This is a genomic window from Nocardioides plantarum (assembly GCF_006346395.1).
Lineage (GTDB): Bacteria > Actinomycetota > Actinomycetes > Propionibacteriales > Nocardioidaceae > Nocardioides > Nocardioides plantarum.
The window spans coordinates 2273149-2291100 of the sequence record NZ_VDMS01000001.1; the positions used below are offsets into that span (position 1 = coordinate 2273149).

15 protein-coding genes are annotated in these 17952 nt (G+C 72.5%); 5 read left to right on the top strand and 10 right to left on the bottom strand.

Features of this window, described 5'->3' with window-relative positions:
* Positions 1-15 precede the first annotated feature (15 nt).
* A complete protein-coding gene (locus FJQ56_RS10690; RefSeq protein ID WP_140009379.1) occupies positions 16-861 on the bottom strand; it encodes a helix-turn-helix transcriptional regulator in 846 nt (281 codons plus the stop codon).
* Between the two features lie 98 nt (positions 862-959).
* Here FJQ56_RS10690 and FJQ56_RS10695 point away from each other — a divergent pair, with 98 nt between their 5' ends.
* Positions 960-1388, top strand: coding sequence for a VOC family protein (locus FJQ56_RS10695; protein ID WP_140009380.1), 429 nt, complete (start codon positions 960-962; stop codon positions 1386-1388).
* Position 1389: 1 nt separating this feature from the next.
* Here FJQ56_RS10695 and FJQ56_RS10700 read toward each other — a convergent pair whose 3' ends face one another.
* From FJQ56_RS10700 to FJQ56_RS10715, 4 genes are all read right to left on the bottom strand, one after another.
* Positions 1390-2229, bottom strand: coding sequence for an adenylate/guanylate cyclase domain-containing protein (locus FJQ56_RS10700; protein ID WP_246084075.1), 840 nt, complete (start codon positions 2227-2229; stop codon positions 1390-1392).
* Positions 2230-2393: 164 nt separating this feature from the next.
* A complete protein-coding gene (locus tag FJQ56_RS10705) occupies positions 2394-2771 on the bottom strand; it encodes a Crp/Fnr family transcriptional regulator (protein ID WP_140009382.1) in 378 nt (125 codons plus the stop codon).
* A gap of 136 nt (positions 2772-2907) precedes the next feature.
* Complete coding sequence (locus FJQ56_RS10710; protein WP_140009383.1) at positions 2908-4125, bottom strand: arginine deiminase; 1218 nt, start codon at positions 4123-4125, stop codon at positions 2908-2910.
* Between the two features lie 43 nt (positions 4126-4168).
* Positions 4169-5071 carry a MarR family winged helix-turn-helix transcriptional regulator gene (locus tag FJQ56_RS10715; RefSeq protein WP_170215343.1) on the bottom strand — a complete coding sequence of 301 codons (903 nt, stop codon included), beginning with the start codon at positions 5069-5071 and terminating at the stop codon, positions 4169-4171.
* 110 nt (positions 5072-5181) lie between these two features.
* On the opposite strand from FJQ56_RS10715, the gene FJQ56_RS10720 reads away from it, so the two are divergent.
* The 3 genes from FJQ56_RS10720 (at position 5182) to FJQ56_RS10730 (ending at position 9088) form a co-directional block, all read left to right on the top strand.
* Positions 5182-6861, top strand: coding sequence for an MFS transporter (locus FJQ56_RS10720; protein WP_140009385.1), 1680 nt, complete (start codon positions 5182-5184; stop codon positions 6859-6861).
* A 48-nt stretch (positions 6862-6909) separates the two neighbouring features.
* Positions 6910-7299 (top strand): DUF4446 family protein, encoded by a 390-nt coding sequence (locus FJQ56_RS10725; RefSeq protein ID WP_140009386.1) that lies wholly within the window; start codon positions 6910-6912, stop codon positions 7297-7299.
* 85 nt (positions 7300-7384) lie between these two features.
* Positions 7385-9088: an MFS transporter gene (locus FJQ56_RS10730; protein WP_140009387.1), complete on the top strand. Its 1704-nt coding sequence runs from the start codon at positions 7385-7387 to the stop codon at positions 9086-9088.
* A 7-nt stretch (positions 9089-9095) separates the two neighbouring features.
* Here the strand turns inward: FJQ56_RS10730 and FJQ56_RS10735 are convergent, their stop codons facing one another.
* The 5 genes from FJQ56_RS10735 to kdpA form a co-directional block, all read right to left on the bottom strand.
* On the bottom strand, positions 9096-9794 hold the full coding sequence (locus FJQ56_RS10735; RefSeq protein WP_140009388.1) for a response regulator transcription factor: 699 nt from the start codon (positions 9792-9794) through the stop codon (positions 9096-9098).
* Complete coding sequence (locus tag FJQ56_RS10740) at positions 9791-12337, bottom strand: DUF4118 domain-containing protein (RefSeq protein WP_140009389.1); 2547 nt, start codon at positions 12335-12337, stop codon at positions 9791-9793. The genes FJQ56_RS10735 and FJQ56_RS10740 overlap by 4 nt, the downstream gene beginning before the upstream one ends.
* Positions 12338-12451: 114 nt before the next feature.
* Complete coding sequence (kdpC, locus tag FJQ56_RS10745; RefSeq protein ID WP_140009390.1) at positions 12452-13063, bottom strand: potassium-transporting ATPase subunit KdpC; 612 nt, start codon at positions 13061-13063, stop codon at positions 12452-12454.
* 18 nt (positions 13064-13081) lie between these two features.
* Positions 13082-15121, bottom strand: a complete 2040-nt coding sequence (gene kdpB, locus FJQ56_RS10750; protein ID WP_140009391.1) for a potassium-transporting ATPase subunit KdpB — start codon at positions 15119-15121, stop codon at positions 13082-13084.
* Positions 15118-16794: a potassium-transporting ATPase subunit KdpA gene (gene kdpA, locus FJQ56_RS10755; RefSeq protein ID WP_140009392.1), complete on the bottom strand. Its 1677-nt coding sequence runs from the start codon at positions 16792-16794 to the stop codon at positions 15118-15120. The genes kdpB and kdpA overlap by 4 nt, the downstream gene beginning before the upstream one ends.
* Positions 16795-17168: 374 nt before the next feature.
* On the opposite strand from kdpA, the gene FJQ56_RS10760 reads away from it, so the two are divergent.
* Complete coding sequence (locus FJQ56_RS10760) at positions 17169-17918, top strand: DUF4118 domain-containing protein (protein ID WP_140009393.1); 750 nt, start codon at positions 17169-17171, stop codon at positions 17916-17918.
* Positions 17919-17952 lie beyond the last annotated feature (34 nt).

A 17952-nucleotide genomic window follows, 5' to 3' on the forward strand; every position in this document is an offset into this window, starting at 1 on the left:
GGCCACCGTCGGACATCAGCCCGCGCCCAGCGCCCGCCGCAGCCGGGCCTCGTCGTCCGAGCCCTCGTCGGCGCTCAGCACGACGACCTTCTGCTCGGTCTGGCCGGCGAGCATGACGTCGCAGTCGACGGTGATGGGTCCGGCGGACGGGTGCTCGACGACCTTGCGGTCCTCCGGGTGGGTGCCGATCGCGGCGGTGGCCCACAGCTCGGCGAAGCGCGCGTTGCCCGCGGTGAGGTCGCCGACCAGGCGTCGCAACCGCGCGCTCGCCGGATAGAGGCCGGTGGCGCGGCGCAGGTCGGAGACCACCGCAAGCTCGACGGTCTGCTGGGCCAGGGAGGTCACCGGCCAGTGGGACAGGTAGGGGCCGGTGTCGTCGACGGGGAAGGTGTCGCGGGCGAAGTTGCGGCGGTGCGGCTCCCGGTCGGCCGGGTCGCCGAGCAGCGCGACCCAGCCGCGGTTCCACCAGATCAGCTGCCAGTCGGCGGCGAAGACGGCCGCCGCGGTCGTGTCGCCCATCCGGCCCACCAGCCGCTGCAGCCCCACCGGCAGCCGGTCGTCGATCTCGGTGTCGCCCGGCGGGACGACGTGGGCCAGGCGGTAGAGGTGGTCGCGCTCGGCGTCGCTGAGCTGCAGCGCCCGCGCCAGCGCCGCGACGACCTGGGCGGACGGCGTCGTGGCGCGACCCTGCTCCAGTCGTACGACGTAGTCGACCGAGATGTCGCTGAGCTCGGCCAGGTCCTCCCGCCGCAGGCCGGTGGCCCGGCGGGCCCGGCCGTCGGGCAGGCCGGCTGCCGCCGGCGTGACCCGCCCGCGCCAGGTGCGCAGGGTCGCGCCGAGCGACGTGTCGTCGATGTCCATCCGCCTGTCCCCGTGTCGCTGGTCGTCGAGGTGGTAGTCGTGGTCCTACCGTCACGCCGTCCCTGGTGGGAGGGCTGGCGCTCGACGAGCCTACGGACATGACGATCCGCATCTCTCACGACCACGTCGGCCTGAGCATCACTCCGGACGACCTCGACGCCACCATCGCGTGGTACTCCCGCACCCTCGGCTTCCGCGTCGAGCAGCAGTTCGAGGCCCACGGCACGACCTACACGTTCCTCGTCAGCGGCGACGTCCGGATCGAGCTGATGAACGGCGCCTCCGAGCGCCAGGTCCCGACCACCGACGTCTTCACCAGCATGGACCCCGCCCGGCTGCACCACGTCTGCCTCGCGGTGGACGACCTCGACGCCGCCGTCGCCGAGCTGGCCGACCTCGGCGTCGAGCTCATCGGCGGCCCGCTGGAGGTCCCCGGGGCCGGTCAGCGCATCGCGTTCGTCGCCGACAACCTCGGCAACGTCATCGAGCTCACCGACCCGGGCAACGGGCGAGCAACGAGCTCCTGACTCAGTCGCGCGGCCGCACCACCCACGCCGCGAGCCGCGAGTAGCCCTTCACCGACAGCCGGCGCAGCAGGCGGAAGTGGAAGTCGGGGTGGTGGACCTCGACGTCGTCGTCCACGCCGTTGAGTGCCGCGTAGGCGCCGCGGTCGACGAGCACCGAGCCGGGCCGCGCGGCCGAGGTCAGCCGGGCCGCGATGTTGACCGTCTCGCCGTAGACGTCGCCGAGGCGTCGTACGGTCACGCCGTGCGCGAGCCCGGCCCGCACCTCGGGGAACGGGTCGGCCTCGTCGGAGCCGCGGCGGCACAGCTCGAGCGCGACGTCGAGCGCGGCCCGCGGGTCGTCGGCGACGTAGAGCACCTCGTCGCCGATGTTCTTGATGATCCGCCCGCCGCGGGCCACGACGAGGGCGGTGGTCTCGTTCTCGAAGGTCTCGATCCACGCGACCAGCTCGTGCTCGGTGAGGCTCTTGCTGCGCGAGGTGTAGCCGACGATGTCGACGAACCCCACCGTCAGCGGCGCGGCCGATCCGGGCGAGCCCGCCGTCGGCTCGGCGTCGGCCAGTCGCCGCGCACTGGCGCTGACCAGGTGGCGCCGCCACACGTAGCTCTGCAGTGCCTCGACGCGCGGGACCACCTCGGCGGCCAGCGTGGCCGTGCTCTCGTCGAGGTCGGCGCCGCTCTCGAGGGCGACCGTCGCGAGCAGGCTGGTCTGCCAGTCGGCGAGCCGGGCGAAGCTGCGACCCCAGGTGCGCACCAGCGCGGCCTGCCGCTCGGCGGACAGGATGCCGAGCTCGACCAGCTCCTGGGCGCCGCGGAGCGCGTCGACGTCGGCCGGGGTGAACACGACCTCGTCGTCCTCGACGTGGGCGAAGCCGAGCAGCGCCCACAGCCGTACGGCGTCCTCGAGGGGTACGCCGGAGAGCTCGACGACCTGGGCGCGGGTCAGCGACGGCGCCGCGCCCAGCAGGTAGGCGTCGAGCCGGTCGAGCGCGTCGCCGGGCCGCTCGGTCAGCTGGCCGGGCCCGTCACGCGCGACTCGACGACGGCCGTGACCTTCTCGCGGAACGACGGCAGCTCGGTGAGCAGCGCGTTGACGTCGGCGTCGGTGAAGTGGATGGCCACCAGCGGCGTCAGGGCCACGATCGAGGCGGTGCGCAGCGTGTGGCCGACGATGGCCGCCTCGCCGACGATGTCGCCGGGGCCGAGCTGGGCGATCTCGGTGCCGTCGCGGCGTACGGAGACGGTGCCCTCGAGCAGGATGTAGGCCTTGTCGGCGGGGGTGTCCTCCCAGATCGGCGACCAGCCCTGCGGGAGCGTGACGCGGCGCCCGCGCGCGCTGATCCGGGCGATCTCCTGGGACGTGAAGGAGTCGAAGAACGAAGCCATGGTGGAGCCTTCCTTGCCGGAGGTGAGCAAGGTCGATCCTGGCCGAGGTGCGCGGTGGGTGTCCAGGAGTCTCAGGAGCGGCCCGTCCACCGCCAGTTGCAGGCCAGTCGCAGGTCAGTAGCGGGTCAGCCGCAGGTCAGAGCGGGTCGCGCTCGATCGGGCAGCTCATGCAGCGCGGGCCGCCGCGGCCCGAGCCCAGCTCGGAGCCGGCGATCCGGACGACCTCGATGCCGGCGTCCTCGAGCCGCGCGTTGGTGCCGTCGTTGCGCTCGTAGGCGACCGCGACGCGGGGGGCCAGGGCGAGGGTGTTGTTGCCGTCGTCCCACTGCTCGCGCTCGGCCTCGACCGGGTCGAGCCCGGTGGCGATGCGGTGCACCTTGTCGAGGCCCATGGCGTCGGCCGCGGCCTCGAGGAACGGCCGCGCGGGGGCGACGTCGAGCAGCATCGAGCCCGAGCCGTCCGGCGACTCCGTGAGACCGGCCGGGGTGACGGCGTACGCGACGAGGGAGTCGGCGACGTTCTCGTAGACGACCATCAGGTCGACGTCGACCATCGTGCAGATGGTGTCGAGGTGCATGGTCGCGCGCTCCTGCGCGATCGGGACGGCGAGCACGGTGTGGGCGAGGTCCTGGTCGAACATCTGCCGCGCGATCCGCTCGACGCCGGCGGGGGTGGTGCGCTCGCCGACGCCGACCGCGACGACGCCGGGGGAGAGCAGCAGCACGTCGCCGCCCTCGACGTGCTCGTAGTGGGCCCCGTGGATGCGCGGGGTGCCGACGAAGCGCGGGTGGCGGGTATAGATCAGCTCGGTCAGCTCGGTCTCGCGCTTGCGGGCCGGCATCGTCAGGCTGGTGATCGCGACGCGGTCGCGCACCCACACCGAGGAGTCGCGGGTGAAGAGCAGGTTGGGCAGCGGGTCGACCAGGAACGCGTCGCTGGCCAGCAGCGAGGTCACCAGCCCGAAGCCGCCACGCACCTCGTCGTTGCGGATGCCCGCGGTGAGGTAGGTCGTGAGGTCGGCCGGGGTGGCCTCGGCCAGGAAGCCGCGCAGGTAGTGGCGCATCGTGTCGCCGAGCTCGAGGCCGCGGATGACCGTGTCGACCGCGATCTGGCGCGAGGTCTCGTCGGTGAGGGTCTCGGTGAGCAGCTCGGTGAGGTAGAGGACCTCGACGTCGCGGTCGCGCAGCGCCTGGGCGAACGCGTCGTGCTCGTCCTGCGCGCGAGCGACCCAGGGGATGCCGTCGAAGAGCAGCCGGTCGTTGTTGCGCGGGGTGAGCCGGCTGAGCTCGGGTCCGGGTCGGTGGAGCATGACCGTCCGCAGACGTCCGACCTCGCTGTCTGCGCCGTGTGCCATGTTGAGGAGCCTAACGACAATCGCGATTGTCAGACAATCGCCGTCAGAGGGTGGTGACGAACCGCTCGAGCAGGGCGGAGAGCCGTCGGGTCTCGGCGGCCGTGAGAGGGGCGACGCGGTTGTTCATGGCGTCGGCGACCGTGCGGGCCTGCGCGAGCACAGCGTCGGCGCCGGGACGCAGGTGCAGCAGCGACGTACGCCGGTCGGCCGGGTCGCGTCGGCGCTCGATCAGGCCGTGCTCCTCGAGGGCGTCGGCGATCTGGACGACCCGGGCGCCGCTCACGCCGAGCAGGCGCGCGAGCTCGGCCTGGGCGACCGGCTCGGTGCTGGCGATGGCGGTCAGCGCCCCGAATAGTCGCGGCTCGAGCCCGAGCGGCTCGAGGAGCGCGAGGAAGTCGCGGTGCATCACGGCGTGGAGTCGGCTCACCAGGAACCCGATGCTGCCGCGCAGCGCCGGCAGCAGGGCGGTCGGCAGCCCCGGCGCCACGACGCGCAGCAGCAGGTCGAGGAGCTCGGCCTGCTCGTCGGCGGAGAAGGGCGCGGTGAGCCGGTCCTGCATCGCGCCGACGTGGCGCTGCCAGTCGTGGGCTGCGGCGGCCCCGGCCGCGGTGCGGGTCAGGGCGTAGGAGCGACGGTCGGCGGGGCTGCGGACCCGTTCGACCAGTCCGCGGGCGGACAGGTCGCCGGCGACGCGCGTCATCGTCGTCCGGCTGACCCCGGCGGCCTCGGCCAGCTCCTGCTGGGAGTGGGGGACGTCGGAGTCGAGGATGAGGAGCACGGCGTAGGCGTGGACGTCGACGCCGGCCGGAAGCTCCTGGGCGAGCGCGAGCGCGACGCGGGCGTGCGCGCGCCACACGAGGTGGCCCAGCAGCTCGCTCAGCGCGGGCAGCAGCTCGCGGCTGTCGACGACGCCCTCGGCGACGAGGTCACGGTCGGGGTGGACCACGTCGTTCCCTCCAGGTCTTGACGTCCGGTGCCGGAAGCGTACTGTAACCAGGGCAATCATTAACCTCGTGACGATTAACCCGTTGACGAATAACCCCGTGAGGATCTCTCATGACCGAGACCACGACCCGCGACCCGAAGTGGTGGACGCTCGTCGCCGTCTGCACCGGCGTCTTCATGCTGCTGCTCGACATCACGATCGTGAACGTCGCGCTGCCCGACATCCAGAGCGAGCTCGACGCGAGCCTGTCCGACCTGCAGTGGGTGATCGACGCCTATGCGCTGAGCCTGGCCTCGCTGCTCCTCACCGCCGGCTCGCTGGCCGACCTCTACGGGCGCAAGCGGGTCTTCGTCATCGGCACGGTGCTCTTCACCGTCGGCTCGGTGGCCTGCGGCCTGGCCCAGAGCGTCGACTTCCTCACCGCGGCCCGCGCGTTCCAGGGCATCGGCGGCGCGGCGATGTTCGCCACGGCGCTCGCCCTGCTGGCCTCGGCGTTCACCGGCAAGGACCGCGGTACGGCGTTCGGTGCGTTCGGCGCCACGACCGGCGTGGCCGTCGCCATCGGCCCCGTGCTCGGCGGCGTGCTGACCAGTGGCATCAGCTGGCGCTGGATCTTCTTCGTCAACATCCCGATCTGCCTGGTCGCCCTGTTCGTCACCATCGGCAAGGTCCGCGAGTCGCACAACCCCCGCGCCGGATCGCCGGACTGGGCCGGTTTCCTGTCCTTCAGCGGGTCGCTCGGGCTGCTCGTCTACGGCCTGATCCGCGCCGGCGAGGACGGCTTCGGCGACAGCGCCGTCATCGCGTGCCTGGTGGCCGCGACGTTCCTCCTGCTGGTCTTCCTGGCGGTCGAGGTCGGGGCGCGGCACCCGATGTTCGACCTGTCGCTGCTCAGGAAGCCGACCTTCACCGGCGGCCTGATCGCCGCCTTCGGCGTCTCGTCGTCGATCTTCTCGCTGCTGGCCTACCTCGTCATCTACGTGCAGAACGTGCTCGGCTACTCCGCGGTGCAGACCGGCTTCCGCTTCCTGTTCCTGTCGGCGACGTCGTTCTTCGCGGCCGCCATCGCGGGCCGGTTGAGCGAGCGGATCCCGGTGAAGTGGTTGATCGGTCCCGGCTTCACCGTCCTGGGCATCGGCCTGCTCCTCCTGCACGGCGTCGCCGAGTCCAGCGACCCCGGCGAGTGGACCCACCTGATCCCGGGCCTGCTGGTCGCGGGTGTGGGCATCGGGCTGATCAACCCGCCGCTGGCCTCGACGGCGGTCGGCGTCGTCGAGGTCGCCCGCTCCGGGATGGCGTCGGGCGTCAACTCGACCTTCCGTCAGGTCGGCATCGCCACCGGTATCGCCGCCCTCGGCTCGATCTTCGCCCACGAGGTCGCCGACAAGGTGACCGAGGGCCTGCGCGGCACCCCGGCGGCCGCCCAGTCCGACCAGATCGCCGCCGCGGTCACCGGCGGGCAGGTCGACGCCGTCGTCCGGGCTGCCCCGGCCGAGTCCCAGGCTGCGATCGCGCAGGCGACCACGACCGCGTTCGTCGACTCGCTCAACCACATCATCCTGATCGCCGCGGTCATCGCGTTCGTCTCCGCGCTCGCCTCGTTCCTGCTGATCCGGCAGAAGGACTTCGTGGTGCGCGGCGGTCCGCCGCCCTCGACCGGGGGCGACGTGCGCGACGCCGAGGCCGAGGCGGAGGCCGAGGCGGCCGGTCGCGCCGGGCCGGGTGAGCCGGTCGAGGTGGGCCACGGGACCCACGCGCGCACCGAGGAACCCGGCAAGCACCGGCCCTGACCGGCGCTGCACCACGGCCGACCGGGCCGGGCGTCGTACGGTGCGGACATGGACGCACTCGGGACGATCGCCGTGGTGCTCGCCGCCCTGGCCCTGGTGGTCTCGGGGCTCGCGCTGCGCCGTACCCAGCGCCGCTCCGACGGCTCCGACCTGCCCTCGGACCTGCTCGGCCTGCGTCGTGAGGTCGCTGCCCTGCGCACCGAGGCCGGCGACGGGCTGCGCCACCTCGCCGTCGTCCGGTACGACGCCTTCGGCGACATGGGCGGCCACCTGTCGTGGAGCCTGGCGCTGCTCGACGACCGGGGTGACGGGGTCGTGGTGACCTCGATCCACGGGCGCAGCGAGGGCCGTACCTACGCCAAGAGCATCGCCTCGTGGACCTCCGACCAGCAGCTCTCGCCCGAGGAGGACGAGGCGGTCGCGCAGGCGCGCACCTGACCCCCGGCCGGCGGCGCACCTCGCATCGGCCCCGCCGCTCGCCCGGGTGAGTCGTCCTGTCGGTTGCAGGGGCCAGGATGAGCACATGACCGACACGGCCCAGAAGCAGCCGCACGACCCGAAGTGGTGGACCCTCGTCGCGGTCTGCACCGGCGTCTTCATGCTGTTGCTCGACATCACCATTGTCAACGTGGCGCTGTTCGACATCCAGGAGGACCTCGACGCCTCGCTGTCCGACGTGCAGTGGGTGATCGACGCCTACGCGCTGAGCCTGGCCGCGCTGCTGCTGACCGCGGGGTCGTTGGCCGACCTCTTCGGCCGCAAGCGCGTGTTCGTGATCGGGCTGCTGCTGTTCACGGGCGGGTCGGTGCTGTGCGGGTCGGCGACCAGCGTGCTGTTCCTGTCGCTGTCGCGCGCGGCCCAGGGCATCGGCGGTGCGGCGATGTTCGCCACCGCCCTGGCCCTGCTCGCCTCGGCGTTCACCGGCAAGGACCGCGGCGTCGCCTTCGCCGCCTTCGGCGCCACCACCGGCCTCTCGGTGGCGATCGGGCCGGTCGTCGGCGGGGTCCTCGTCTCGGGGCTGTCGTGGCGGTGGATCTTCTTCGTCAACATCCCGATCTGCGTGGTCGCGCTCGTCGTGACGATCTTCCGTGTCCAGGAGTCGCACAACCCGCGCGCCGGCCGGCCCGACTGGATCGGCTTCGTCACCTTCAGCGCCGCGCTCGGCGCGCTGGTCTACGGCCTGATCGAGGCCGGCCAGCACTCGTGGGGCGAGACCAAGGTCGTCCTCTGCCTGGTCGGCTCGGCGGTGCTCCTCGCCCTGTTCGTGGTCAGCCAGCTCAAGCGCCGCGACCCGATGTTCGACCTCGCGTTGCTGCGCAAGCCGACCTTCACCGGCGGGCTCGTCGCGGCCTTCGGCATCTCTGCCGGGGTGTTCGCGCTCTTCACCTACCTCGTCCTCTACCTCCAGGGCGTGCTCGGCTTCTCCGCGGTCAAGGCCGGGCTCATCTTCCTGTTCCTGTCCGGCACCTCGTTCCTCGCGGCCATCGTGGCCGGCCGCCTCACCGAGCACGTGCCGGTCAAGTGGCTCATCGCGCCCGGCTTCCTGGTCGCCGGCGTCGGCCTGCTGCTGATGTACGGCGTCGACAACTCCGCCGACCCCTCGCAGTGGCACCACCTGATCGCCGGGCTGCTCGTGACCGGCGCCGGCATCGGCATGATCAACCCGCCGCTGGCCTCGACCGCGGTCGGCGTCGTACCCCCCGCGCAGTCGGGCATGGCCTCCGGCGCCAACTCGACCTTCCGCCAGGTCGGTATCGCCACCGGCATCGCCGCCCTCGGCTCGATCCTCGCCCAGCAGGTCACCTCCGACGTCGAGCGCGGCCTGTCCGGCGTCGTACCGCCCCAGGCCCTCGGGCCGCTCTCCGAGGCCATCAGCAGCGGCCAGGTGCGCGTCGCCGCCCAGATCGCCGGTGACGGCAAGGCCGGCGAGGCCGTGGGTCGCGTCGGCACCCAGGCCTACGTCGACGGCCTCAACACCGTGCTGCTCATCGGCGCGATCCTCTGCCTGGTCGCCGGTGCGATCTGCCTGGTGCTGATCCGTCAGTCCGACTTCGACAACGCCGGCCGCTACGACGCCCCGCCCGCGGGCGGGGGTGGTGCTGACTCTGGCGGCGAGCAGCCCAAGCACGTCGATCCCGCGGCCCACGAGGTGCCGCTCGAGGGCGGCGCCCACGCCGCCGGTGCGCACGTCGCGCCCGAGGACGACGCGGAGATCGCGACGACCTGAGCCAGTCTCACGGCTCGAGCGTGTACCCCAACCCGGCACTCGTGATCAGGTGCCGCGGCGCCGAGGGATCGGCCTCGAGCTTGCGGCGCAGCTGGGCGGCGTAGACGCGCAGGTAGTTGGTCTCGTGCTCGTACGCCGGGCCCCACACCTCGCGCAGCACCTGCTCGCGCGGCACCAGCCGGCCCAGGTTGCGGGTGAGCAGCTCGAGGAACGCCCACTCGGTGGGCGTCAGGCGTACGTCGACCCCGTCGCGGGCGACGCGCTTGCGGGCCAGGTCGATGGTGAGGTCGCCCACGACGACGACCGACTGGGTGCTGGCGGGGGCGGCCTCCTGCGAGCGTCGTACGGCGGCCCGCAGGCGCGCGAGCAGCTCGTTCATCGCGAACGGCTTGGTGACGTAGTCGTCGGCGCCCAGGTCGAGGGCCTCCACCTTGTCCTCGCCGTGCTGACGCGCCGAGAGCACGACGATCGGGACGGTGGTCCAGCCGCGCAGACCGGCGATCACCTCGCCGCCGTCCATGTCGGGCAGGCCCAGGTCGAGCAGGACGACGTCGGGGTGCGTGGTCGCGGCGGCGTCGAGGGCGGCGCGACCGTCGGCGGCGGTGACGACCTCCCAGCCGTGGGCGCGCAGGTTGATGGCCAGGGCCCGGGCCAGCGCCGGCTCGTCGTCGACGACGAGCACCTTGTGGGCCGCGGTGCTGCTCACGGGGCGTCCGATCCGGGACCTCGACAAGCTCGATCACCGAGAGCGGATCGAGGCAACGACAGGACCATGGTGAGCCCGCCGCCGGGGGTGTCCTCGGCGGACAGCTCGCCACCCAGCGCGAGCGTGAGGCCCTGCGCGACAGCCAGTCCCAGCCCGAGCCCGCCCGGCGTGGTGTCGGACAGCCGCTGGAACGGCTCGAACATCCGCTCCCGCTGCTCGGCCGGTACGCCGGGCCCGCGGTCGACCACCATCACCTCGACCCGGGTCGGCAGCACGTGCGCGAGCACCCGGACCGGCTCGCCGGCCCCGCCGGCCGCGGCGGAGGAGACGCGCACGGCGTTGGAGACCAGGTTGGCCACCACCCGCTCGAGCAGACCGGCGTCGGTGTGCACCACCGGGGCGGGCTCGTCGACGTCGAGGACGACGGCGCCCGGCGGCTGACCGGCGAGGGCGAGGGGGAGCACCTCGTCGAGGCTACGGTCCCGCAGCACCGGGTGGACCAGGCCGCTCTGCAGCCGGGACAGGTCGAGCAGGTTGTCGATGAGGCCCTCGAGCTGGTCGGTCGAGGAGTCGAGCGACTCCAACAGGGTCGCCCGGTCGGCGGCCCCGACCTCGCCCCCGACGAGTCCGTCGACCGAGGCGCGCATGGTCGCCAGGGGGGTGCGCAGGTCGTGGGAGACCGCGCGCAGCAGGGCGGTGCTGGTGGCCTCGGCGCTCTCGAGGGTGGCGGCGCGCTGCTCGCGCTCGCGCAGCCGGCGGTACTCCAGCACCAGCGACGTCTGCACGGCGAACGCCTCGAGCACCTTCTGGTCGGTCGCGCGCAGCGGCTCGCCGCGCAGGCAGAGGATGTGGTCGTCGTCGACCTTGACCCGGGTGTCGCCCTCGTCGGGGCTGCACGCGTGCGACGGGCCCGCGTGCGCCATGACCTCCCACCCGAGGCGCCCCTGCGCCAGCAGCGACACCGAGGCCTGGCCGAACACCTCGCGGACCCGCTCGACGATGGCCTCGGCGGTGTCCTGTCCGGTCAGCACCGAGCGCGACAGCGAGCTCATCGTGGCGGCCTCGGTGCGCGCGCGCAGCGCGTCGCCGGCCCGCCGCGAGGCGCGGTCGACGACGGTCGCGACCCCGGCCGCCACGGCGACGTACACCAGGAGCGCCGTGAGGTTGGCCGGCTCGGCGACGGTGAGCCGGCCGGTCGGCGGGGTGAAGAAGTAGTTGAGGGCGAAGAAGCTGACGACCGCGGCGACCAGCGCCGGTAGCAGTCCGCCGACCAGGGCGACCGCGACGGTGCCGGCGAGCAGCAGCATCTCGGCCAGCGGCAGCTGGTCGGTGTCGCGGAACGCCTGCAGCGCCCAGGTGAGCAGCACCGGCATGACCACGGCCGTCGCCCAGCCCGCGACCTGGCGGCCCCGGCTCAACGGCGACACGATCGACCGACGGCGGGTGCCGCGCGAGACCTGGTCGTGGGTGACCAGGTGGACGTCGACCGAGCCGGCGAGCGAGGCGATCCGGTCGCCCGTCGTACCGGCGACGAGCTTGCGCAGGCGCCCGTGCCGCGACACCCCGACGACGACCATCGTCGCGTTGGAGGCGGTCGCGAAGTCGACGACCGCGCCGGCGACGTCCTCGCCGACGATGGAGTGGAAGGTGCCGCCGAGCGAGGCCACCAGCTGCTGGGCCCGCGCGATCCGCCGCTCGTCGGGGTTGCGCAGGCCGTCGGAGGCGATCACGTGCACGGCCAGCAGCTCCGAGCCGGCCGCGCGCTGCGCCAGCCGGGCGCCCCGGCGCAGCAGCGTCTCGCTCTCGGCGCCGCCGGTGACGGCGACGACGATGCGCTCCTTGGTCGGCCACGGGTGGTCGATGTCGTGCGCGCGGCGGTAGTCGCCGAGCGCGTCGTCGACCCGGTCGGCCACCCACAGCAGCGCCAGCTCGCGCAGCGCGGTGAGGTTGCCGACCCGGAAGTACGACGTCAGCGAGGCGTCGATCCGGTCGGGCTGGTAGACGTTGCCGTGGGCCATCCGCCGGCGCAGCGCCTCGGGCGACATGTCGACGAGCTGGATCTGCTCGGCGGTGCGGACGACCTCGTCGGGCACGGTCTCGCGCTGGCGTACGCCGGTGATCCGCTCGACCTCGTCGTTGAGCGACTCGAGGTGCTGGATGTTGACGGTCGTGATGACGTCGATGCCCGCGTCGAGCAGCACGGCCACGTCGGCGGCGCGCTTCTCGCGCGGGCTGCCCGGCACGTTGGTGTGCGCGAGCTCGTCGACCAGCACGACCTGCGGCTTGCGGGCCAGGATCGCGTCGGTGTCCATCTCGGTGAGCGTCGTGCCGCGGTGCTCCACCTCGCGCCGCGGCACCACCTCGAGGTCGCCCACCATGTCGACGGTGTGGCGCCGCCCGTGCGTCTCGACGTAGCCCACGACCACGTCGGTGCCGCGCTCGACGCGGCGCCGCGCCTCGCCGAGCATCGCGTAGGTCTTGCCCACCCCGGGCGCCGCGCCGAGGTAGACCGTCAACCGGCCCCGCCGCGGCTCGTCACTCACGGTGTCGATCCTCGCACCTGATGGTGGTCTCGAGGCTCGTCGCTAGCGCTCCTCGCACCTCGACCGCCGTCGGACGTCGGTCGAGGTGCGAGCGCAGCGAGCCTCGAGACCACGTCACTTCGCTGCGTTCTTCACCGAGATGTTGAGCAGCAGCACGTTGACCGTCGGCTCCCCCAGCACCCCGAGGGGTCGGCCGTGCGTGGCCTTGTCGACCAGGCGGCGTACGACGTCCTCCGACAGGTCGTTCTCGCGCGCCACCCGTGGCACCTGGAGGGCTGCGTAAGCCTCCGAGATGTGCGGGTCGAGCCCGGAGCCGGACGCGGTGACGGCGTCTGGCGGCACCTGCGACTCGGCGACGCCCTCGCGCTCGGCCACCTCGGCCTTGCGCTGGGTGATGGCGGCGATCAGGTCGGGGCTCTCGGGCCCGAGGTTGGAGCCGTAGGTGCTGAGCATGTCGTAGCCGTCGCCGGCCGCCGAGGGACGCGGCTGGAAGAGCGTGGGGTCGTCGACGAGCTGGCCGATCAGCGCGGAGCCGACGGCCTCGCCCCGGTCGGTGGTGTGCTCGCCGGTCGCGGTGACCAGCGAGCCGTTGGCCCGCCACGGCGCGACGGCCTGGGCGAAGCCGGTGACGAGCAGGGGATAGGCGACGCCCAGCACGAGCGTCAGCGCGACGAGCACGCGCAGCCCGGCGAGGCTGTTGCGGAACAGCGAGAGGAGGTCCTTCATGACAGCGTTACCTGGTTCCTAGAGTCCGGGGATGAGCGAGACGACGAGGTCGAGCAGCTTGATGCCGACGAACGGCGCGATCAGGCCACCGACGCCGTAGACGAGCAGGTTGCGCTGCAGCAGGGCCGAGGCCGAGGCCGGCTTGTACTTCACGCCCCGCAGCGACAGCGGGATCAGCGCGACGATGACCAGCGCGTTGAAGATGACCGCCGAGACGATCGCCGACTCGGGACTGCTCAGCTGCATGACGTTGAGCTTGTCGAGCGCCGGGAACGCGCTGACGAACAGCGCCGGCAGGATCGCGAAGTACTTCGCGACGTCGTTGGCCACCGAGAACGTCGTGAGCGCCCCGCGGGTGATGAGCAGCTGCTTGCCGATCTCGACGACGTCGAGCAGCTTGGTCGGGTCGGAGTCGAGGTCGACCATGTTGCCGGCCTCCTTGGCCGCGGTCGTGCCCGTGTTCATCGCGACGCCGACGTCGGCCTGGGCCAGCGCGGGGGCGTCGTTGGTGCCGTCGCCGCACATGGCGACCATCCGGCCGCCCTGCTGCTCCTTCTTGATCAGCGCGAGCTTGTCCTCGGGGGTGGCCTCGGCGAGCACGTCGTCGACACCGGCCTCCTTCGCGATCGCGGTGGCGGTGACCTTGTTGTCGCCGGTGATCATCACGGTGCGGATGCCCATCGCGCGCAGCTCCTCGAACCGCTCGCGGATGCCGTCCTTGACGACGTCCTTGAGGTGCACGACGCCGAGCAGCCGCCCGGACTCCGCGACCACGAGCGGGGTGCCGCCCGAGCTGCTGACCCGCTCGACGATGGCGTCGATCTCCGGCGTCGAGCCGCCGGCCCACGCGGCCACGGCCGAGGCCGCGCCCTTGCGGATCTCGCGGCCGCCGACGTCGATGCCGCTCATCCGCGTGGCGGCCGAGAACTCGACGTACGTCGCGCCCCCGTCAGCGTCGGCTGAGGTGCGAGCGGAGCGAGCCTCGAAGCCACGCTGCTCCACCAGCGTCACGATCGACCGCCCCTCGGGTGTCTCGTCGGCCAGCGACGACAGCAGCGCGGCCTCGGCGAGCTCCTCGGGGGTCACGCCGGGCGCCGGCAGCAGCTCGGAGGCCTGCCGGTTGCCGTAGGTGATGGTGCCGGTCTTGTCGAGCAGCAGCACGTCGACGTCGCCGGCGGCCTCGACCGCGCGGCCCGACATGGCGAGCACGTTGCGGCGTACGAGCCGGTCCATGCCGGCGATGCCGATGGCCGAGAGGAGGGCGCCGATCGTGGTCGGGATCAGGCAGACCAGGAGCGCCACCAGCACCAGCACCGACACGTCGGCGTTGCTGTAGTCGGCGAAGAACCAGAGCGTCGCGCAGACGACGACGAACACCACGGTCAGCGCCGAGAGCAGCACGTTGAGGGCGATCTCGTTGGGGGTCCGCTGGCGTTCGGAGCCCTCGACCAGCGCGATCATCCGGTCGACGAACGACTGGCCGGGCTCGGAGGTGATCCGGACGACGATCCGGTCCGACAGCACGATCGTGCCGCCGGTGACGGCACTGCGGTCGCCACCGGACTCGCGGATCACCGGTGCGGACTCACCCGTCACGGCCGACTCGTCGACCGAGGCGATGCCCTCGATGACGTCGCCGTCACCGGGGATCCGCTCGCCGGCCTCGACGACGACCACGTCGCCGGCGCGCAGCGCGGTGGAGGAGACGGGCTCGAGCCCGCCGTCCGCCGTACGACGCCGCGCCGGTGTCTCGGTCTGCAGCTCGCGCAGGCTGGCGGCCTGGGCCTTGCCGCGGCCCTCGGCGACCGACTCGGCCAGGGTGCCGAAGAGCACCGTGAGCCACAGCCAGACGGTGACGATCCAGCCCATGGTGCTGGGGTCCACGACCGAGATGACGGTGGTGACGACGGCGCCGATCTCGACCACGAGCATCACCGGGGTGGCGAGCAGCTCGCGGGGGTCGAGCTTGCGGAAGGCGCCGGGCAGGGCCTCGCCGACCTGGGCGGTGGTCAGGACGCTGGTGGGTGCGGGTGCGGGTGCGGATGTGGTGGTGCTCATGAGAGGGCCTCGGCGATCGGGCCGAGCGCGAGCACCGGGACGAAGGTCAGACCGACCACGACCAGGGCCACGCCCGACAGCAGGACGACGAACAGGGGTGAGTGGGTGGGCAGGGTGCCCGAGCTCGGCGGTCGCTGCCCCTGGCTGGCGAACCGGCCGGCGAGGCCGAGCACCAGGAGCATCGGGACGAACCGGCCGAGCAGCATCAGGAGCCCGAGCAGGGTGTTCCAGAACGGGGTGCCCGAGGTGAGCCCGCCGAAGGCCGAGCCGTTGTTGTTGGCGGCCGAGGTGACGGCGTACACCGCCTCGGAGAGGCCGTGCGGCCCGGTCTCCTGCAGGCCGGCCAGTCCGTCGCTCGCGGTGATCGCGATGGCGCCCCCGACGAGCACCAGGATCGGCGTGGTGAGCACGTAGCCCGCGACCAGCACGATCTCCTTCTGGCCGATGCGCTTGCCGAGGTACTCCGGGGTGCGCCCGACCATCAGGCCGCTGAGGAACACGGTGACGACGGCCAGCATCAACATGCCGTAGAGGCCGGAGCCCACGCCGCCGGGGATGATCTCGCCGAGCATCATGTTGAACATCGCGACGCCGCCGCCGGGGGCGGTGAGCGAGTCGTGCATCGAGTCGACCGCGCCGGTCGACGTCGCGGTGGTGGTGGCGGCGAAGAGCGCGGAGGCCGCCGTACCGAAGCGGGTCTCCTTGCCCTCGAGCGCGCCGCCGGCGAGCTGGGGTGCGGTGCCGTGCCCGGCCATCTCGGCCCAGGTCAGCAGGGCGACGGACACGGCGAAGAGCAGCGCCATCACCGACAGGATCGCCACGCCCTGGCGGCGGTCGCCGACGATGACGCCGAACGCCCAGGCCATCGAGAACGGGATGACCAGCATCAGGAAGATCTGCAGCAGGTTCGACAGGCCGTTGGGGTTCTCGAACGGGTGTGCGGAGTTGACGTTGTAGAAACCACCGCCGTTGGTGCCGAGCTGCTTGATCGCCTCCTGGCTGGCCACGGGGCCGCCGGTGAGGCTCTGGTGGCCGCCGGTCAGGGTGCTGATCGTGTGGGTGTCGGACAGGTTCTGGATGACCCCCATCAGCACGAACGCGACGGCGGCGAGGAGCGCCATCGGCAGCAGCACCCGGTACGTCGTCCGCACCAGGTCGGCCCAGAAGTTGCCGACCCGACCGGCGTTGGCCGGGTCGACGGCCCGCTTGGCCAGCCCGCGGGCGAAGGCCGCCGCGACGGCCATGCCGACCGCAGCCGACACGAAGTTCTGCACCGACAGGCCGCTGGCCTGCATCAGGTGCCCGATGGTGACCTCGCCGGAGTACCACTGCCAGTTGGTGTTGGTGACGAACGAGACGGCGGTGTTGAAGGCGCCGTCGGGGGGCAGCCCGGGGAAGCCGAGCGAGAGCGGCAGGTGCTCCTGCAGCCGGCCCAGGGCGTAGAGCCCCAGCACGCTGACGAGCGAGAACCCGAGCACGGCGCCGGCGTACGAGCGCCAGTGCTGGTCGGCGTCGGGGTCGACCCGCAGCACGCGGTAGGTCACCCGCTCGACGCCGAGGTGCCGCTGGGAGGTGTAGAGGTGGGCCAGCCACCGCCCGAGCAGCGGCACGGACAGGACGAGGAGGACCACCAGGAGCGCGATCTGGCCGATCGCCGGCGCGAGCTCACTCACGGTCGAGGAGGCCGATCAGGAGCGCCAGCAGCGAGAACGCCACGACGATGGTCAGCAGGAAGAGGACGTCGTTCACGTGCTCCATCTGACGGCCGTTCGGGGCTCTCCACCTGCGGTCTTGACGCTTCCTTGACGCCGTCAAGGCCTGCCCTGACGCGTTCCCTACGCCTCGCCGGTCGCGGTGTGAGGCGGGCCACGGACGCTCGGTGGTCGAGCCCTCTCTCCTCGGTGGTCGAGCCGTCTCTCCTCGGTGGTCGAGCTGTCTCTCCTCGGTGGTCGAGCTTGTCGAGACCCGTGCGGCGCATCCGCCCGACCCCGTCAAGATCGCGTCAAGGCCCTTGACCCGCGTCGTGACGCCGGAGCCTGATGGAGGCATGCGCCCGCATCCGTCCGGCTTCCCCGTCCTCCTCGCGACGAGCCTCGTCGCACCCGTCGTGGTCTGCGCGCTCCTCTACCCGGCGCGTGCGTCGATCAGCGACGCCAACGCCGTCCTGCTGCTCGTCCTGGTCGTGGTCGGCGCGGCGGCGACCGGGCGGCGGGCCGCGGGCGTCGTGGCCGCCCTGTCGAGCACCGTCTGCTTCGACCTCTTCCTCACCGAGCCCTACCTGCGCCTCACGATCTCCGACCGCGACGACGTCGAGACCGCCGTGCTGCTGACCCTCGTCGGGGTCGTGGTGACCGAGATCGCCCACTGGGGCATCCGGCAGCGGACCCGGGCCAGCGGCCGCGCCGGCTACCTCGACGGCCTGGTCTCGGCGGCCGCCATGGCGGCGGACGGCGACGTGCCCCCGGCCGTCCTGACCGACATCGTCGGCCGCCAGATCGGCGACGTGCTGGGGCTCGACTCGTGCACGTTCCGTGCCGGACCCCCGGCCGACCACCCCCGGCTGCGGACCGACGGGTCGGTGACCTACGAGGGCCGCGAGGTCGACGTCGACCGATCGGGACTGCCGACCTGGGACGTCGTCGAGCTGCCGGTGCGCTCCGGTGGGACGGTGCGCGGCACGTTCGTGCTGACCAGCGCCTCGCGCCAGACCTGGCCCACGCTCGAGCAGCGGCTGGTGGCGGTGACGCTGGCCGACCAGGTCGGCTCGGCCCTCGTCACGCCGAGCCCCGCTCCGTGAAGACGATGGAGAGGATGGCGAGGACGGCCCTCAG

Coding starts and splice junctions, on each gene's coding strand:
- FJQ56_RS10690 (WP_140009379.1), bottom strand. CDS start 861: ATGGACATCGACGACACGTCGCTCGGCGCGACCCTGCGCACCTGGCGC.
- FJQ56_RS10695 (WP_140009380.1), top strand. CDS start 960: ATGACGATCCGCATCTCTCACGACCACGTCGGCCTGAGCATCACTCCG.
- FJQ56_RS10705 (WP_140009382.1), bottom strand. CDS start 2,771: ATGGCTTCGTTCTTCGACTCCTTCACGTCCCAGGAGATCGCCCGGATC.
- FJQ56_RS10710 (WP_140009383.1), bottom strand. CDS start 4,125: ATGGCACACGGCGCAGACAGCGAGGTCGGACGTCTGCGGACGGTCATG.
- FJQ56_RS10720 (WP_140009385.1), top strand. CDS start 5,182: ATGACCGAGACCACGACCCGCGACCCGAAGTGGTGGACGCTCGTCGCC.
- FJQ56_RS10725 (WP_140009386.1), top strand. CDS start 6,910: ATGGACGCACTCGGGACGATCGCCGTGGTGCTCGCCGCCCTGGCCCTG.
- FJQ56_RS10730 (WP_140009387.1), top strand. CDS start 7,385: ATGACCGACACGGCCCAGAAGCAGCCGCACGACCCGAAGTGGTGGACC.
- kdpC (WP_140009390.1), bottom strand. CDS start 13,063: ATGAAGGACCTCCTCTCGCTGTTCCGCAACAGCCTCGCCGGGCTGCGC.
- kdpB (WP_140009391.1), bottom strand. CDS start 15,121: ATGAGCACCACCACATCCGCACCCGCACCCGCACCCACCAGCGTCCTG.
- FJQ56_RS10760 (WP_140009393.1), top strand. CDS start 17,169: ATGCGCCCGCATCCGTCCGGCTTCCCCGTCCTCCTCGCGACGAGCCTC.